The sequence below is a fragment of the Youngiibacter fragilis 232.1 genome (genome assembly GCF_000495435.3).
Taxonomy (GTDB): Bacteria; Bacillota; Clostridia; order Clostridiales; family Clostridiaceae; genus Youngiibacter; species Youngiibacter fragilis.
Genome location: NZ_AXUN02000049.1, coordinates 1 through 3,390 on the forward strand (window position 1 = coordinate 1; position 3,390 = coordinate 3,390).

Consider the following 3,390-nt stretch of genomic DNA (forward strand, 5'->3'; position numbering starts at 1 on the left):
ACTTAAAACAGCGAAGCGCCCAAAAGAAATTGTCCAAATCAGCAATCGTTTTGACTCTAATTGGGTTATTGACGCAACAATAAAACTTTTGAAAGGAGATGTATTTATTAAATGAATAATGAAATTGAATCTTCAATAATTTCAAAAGCTATTATTCGAGCTGGCATCCATTTTTATGAATATGAGGATGCGCTAGAGTTGATTAATCTTTGTCAAAAAGCATCCTTGCCCATATTGGGAATTGATTCATTCATTGTAACTGAAACTAAGACGCAGCCGTTCCTGGAACATAGTATTGACCTATCGTATTCAGAAAACTCCTATGAGCAGGCTAAAGATTTCTTGAAGTTAAGAAAGTGCAAAGGATTTGTTTTTGAAGTAGTATATTAATTGTTGCACTTCAAAAATATTCAAATAACATGTGAGTTTTCGGTTTACAAGCTGCGTCATCTAAACTGGGGCACAGCTAGTTGTCGGTATTTTTTCTGCATAGGTTATTAATGGCAAATAATTCCAAGTCGGCGAATTATTACGGGAGTACAAATTCAGTGGTGGTTAAGAATAAATAGTTCTGAATAGTTATATATATAATAACCTATGACGCCATAGGAAATCCGTTGTCATACGATGGCTGGACCTACACTTGGGAGAATGGCAGGCAGTTGAAGAGCTTGAGAAACGCTTCAACAAGCCTCAGCTTCAAGTACAACTCCGACGGGATAAGGACAGAGAAGACAGTGAACGGCGTCACCACAAAGTACACACTCTTTGGAGACAAAGTCAGCTTCGAGACCACAGGCTCAGACAAGATCCACTACAGCTATGATGCTTCAGGGAACCTCTTCTCAATGAACATGAACGGAACGGAATACTACTACGTGAGGAACGCCCAGGGGGACATCACAGGGCTTATTGACAATGCAGGAAATCTTGTGGTTAGCTACACATACGACACCTGGGGAAAGCTTCTCTCCACAACGGGAAGTCTGGCGAGCACGATTGGAGTTAAGAATCCATACAGGTACAGGGGGTATAGGTATGACACCGAGACAGGACTTTACTATCTCCAGTCTAGGTATTACAATCCGGAGTGGGGCAGGTTTGTCAATGCTGATGGATTAGGCGGAAGTATAGGAGATTTGTTATCGCATAATATGTTCACATATTGCGAAAACAATCCCGTGAATCTTGAAGACCCAACAGGTTTTAAACCAGCAGAAGGTACTACTACCTACACTATAATTCATGAGTTAGTTATTCCGGCTAGACCGACATCCGTGGACAGAATTAAAACGAACATTTCAAATGCGGGAAAAACTGCATTTCAGTCCTTAATGAATGCTGGTCTTGATAAATTTGCAGCTGGCGCAGTAGCCAAAGCTATGACATCAACATATAAGCTTGTTCAATCAGGTGTGTCAAATGCATTTTACAAAGCTGAATCAACGAGTCGAACTGTAGATCTAATGAAGACTGTAACGGGTAAAATTGGTCTTAGCAGTTTTGTAGGTGTAGCTCTTTCAGCAACCTATAATGTGAATAAGCATGGTTGGACAAGTGAAGCAGCCGGGAGAACTATTATTGACGCAACAGCAATAACAGCAGCTGTAATAGTCGTGGTATTAGTTCCAGGATTACCTTGGGTTGTAGCGGGAGGTATTGCTTTTACCGCTACATTGGCAGGGAATTATGTTAAGAAAAATACGTATGGTGGTTCTTTCTGGGATTAAAGGAGTAAAGGATGAAAACAATGGTAAAAAGTAAAACGCTGATTAAAGCAATTCTGGTTATTGTACTGTATATAGGCTTCGCTAATTTTCCCGGAGAGGGTTTTATGATGGGGTCAATCATTATGGCTGTTTGGGGGGGATATAAGACGATACAGAGCATCTATCAAAAGAGGTATTGGGATGAGATAATACGATCAGCGATTTTTAGCTTAGTGGGAACAGTGGGGGGGATTACGGTCTATAGAGAAGCACTCAATCCTAATGATGATTTTTCCCAGATTTTCTTGCTCGTAGTCGGGGTGATAATTCCTCTGTTGGGTTATTCAATTAAGGCGATGTGGAAGAGGAAAGGGGATATTAAGATGCAAAAATATAGCATGCTAGCCTTCTATTACTTCATCGCAATAGGTATTTTTTGCATTTATTTGGCATTAAGCAAATAAAACAGGCTTTACATTTTGAAGTTTAATAACTCTACACACTCTAGGACAAGAGGGATACTAATACGCGTTAGTCAAATTATGCGTATTAGTATCTTCTTGTTGCCTAAACACAAGACGAGTCTCGTTCGATTAGTGAGAATTCGACTTGGGGCATCCGGCGCAGATTTGAGCAGGGAAAGCTCCACATCAACACCACCAAGTTCCTAGGATATGACAAGGATAATAATGGTAACCTAATAATCAACGAGGATCAAGCCAAGGTGGTCAGAAGGATCTACCAAGATTATCTCAATGGCAAGGGGCCTAACCGGATAGCAAAAGATCTCGAGAGGGAGGGAGTAATAAACTGGAATGGAAAAACAAAATGGTATGAAAGCACTGTAAGAAAGATTCTCAGCAATGAAAAGTACAAAGGTGACGCCCTGCTCCAGAAGACCTATACCATTGATTATCTTTCGAAGAAGCGTGCGGAGAATAATGGTGAGGTACCCATGTACTATGTTGAAGACAGCCACCCAGGGATAATTGAGAAGGATATGTGGGAGGCAGTGCAGCTAGAAATGGAGAGGAGACGTGCATTTGCAGAAAAGCATGGAATAACGAGATTAGATTATTCTAATGATTCCAATCCCTTTTCTGGGAAGGTGATCTGCGGAGAGTGCGGAGGTTTGTTTGGAAGGAAGGTCTGGAACTCCACAAACAAGAAACTTCGACGAGTTATTTGGCAGTGCAATCACAAGTATGAGGAAAAGGGGAAAGTTCTTTGTAAAAACAGACATGTGGATGAAGAATTGCTAAAAGATGCTGTGGTTAGGGCGTTTGAGCACATCCGGTATAATCCGGAAACATACCTGAGAAAATGGGAGAAGGATCTGAAGAGTGAAAGTCCTCTAATCAGGCATCAAGCTAAATATCTTCTTGAGGTAGTCTACAAATCCAAGAATGCAGAGGGTAATCAAATTTACTATGAATTAGTAGAATGTATTAAGTTGAATATATACACGATAATAGTTACATTGATTGACGAGACTGATATTCGAATTGATTAAGTAATCGCATCCTAAATCCGATATTGCTTAGGTGATAGGTGACAGCTTATACTGTTATTAGTTGTACAATAATTTTGAAAAGGGTGATGATTTTGACAAAATTCAAGAAAGCCATATCATTCTTCCTATGCCTTGCCCTCGCCATGACTCCGGTTCCCAGAAAGGTTT

Annotated in this window: 4 protein-coding genes; all 4 read left to right on the forward strand. The window is 40.3% G+C overall.

All coding sequences use genetic code 11. From position 1 onward, the window contains the following. Nucleotides 1-111 precede the first annotated feature (111 nt). Complete coding sequence (locus T472_RS03620; protein ID WP_023863318.1) at nt 112-390, forward strand: hypothetical protein; 279 nt, start codon at nt 112-114, stop codon at nt 388-390. A gap of 272 nt (nt 391-662) precedes the next feature. Further along, nucleotides 663-1,730, forward strand: coding sequence for an RHS repeat-associated core domain-containing protein (locus tag T472_RS19215; RefSeq protein ID WP_242864758.1), 1,068 nt, complete (start codon nt 663-665; stop codon nt 1,728-1,730). Between the two features lie 11 nt (nt 1,731-1,741). Further along, complete coding sequence (locus T472_RS03630; RefSeq protein WP_023388109.1) at nt 1,742-2,173, forward strand: hypothetical protein; 432 nt, start codon at nt 1,742-1,744, stop codon at nt 2,171-2,173. A 239-nt stretch (nt 2,174-2,412) separates the two neighbouring features. Next, the gene (locus T472_RS03635) at nt 2,413-3,222 is read left to right on the forward strand and encodes a recombinase family protein (protein ID WP_278279617.1); all 810 of its coding nucleotides are present in this window, start codon (nt 2,413-2,415) and stop codon (nt 3,220-3,222) included. Nucleotides 3,223-3,390: the final 168 nt, after the last annotated feature.

Bases quoted from the DNA above. Each gene is read 5' to 3' on its own strand.
- T472_RS03620 (WP_023863318.1), top strand. From the start codon at position 112: ATGAATAATGAAATTGAATCTTCAATAATTTCAAAAGCTATTATTCGA.
- T472_RS03630 (WP_023388109.1), top strand. From the start codon at position 1,742: ATGAAAACAATGGTAAAAAGTAAAACGCTGATTAAAGCAATTCTGGTT.